Origin of the sequence: Enterococcus spodopteracolus (assembly GCF_030441955.1) — a bacterium.
Classification (GTDB): Bacteria; Bacillota; Bacilli; order Lactobacillales; family Enterococcaceae; genus Enterococcus_B; species Enterococcus_B spodopteracolus.
On the sequence record NZ_JARJHD010000186.1, the window covers coordinates 1 to 248 of the forward strand.

Sequence of the window (248 nt, forward strand, 5' to 3'; positions counted from 1 at the left end):
ATGAAGGACGGGACTAACACCGATATGCTTTGGGGAGCTGTACGTAAGCTATGATCCAGAGATTTCCGAATGGGGGAACCCAGCATCTTTTATAGGATGTTACGTATACGTGAATACATAGCGTATACGAGGTAGACGCAGAGAACTGAAACATCTAAGTACCTGCAGGAAGAGAAAGAAAATTCGATTCCCTGAGTAGCGGCGAGCGAAACGGGAAAAGCCCAAACCAATGAGCTTGCTCATTGGGG

1 rRNA gene is annotated in these 248 nt (G+C 46.8%); it reads left to right on the forward strand.

The annotated features are described in order from the left end of the window. Positions 1-248: ribosomal RNA gene (locus P3R27_RS15115) — 23S ribosomal RNA — on the forward strand; the annotation flags it as partial.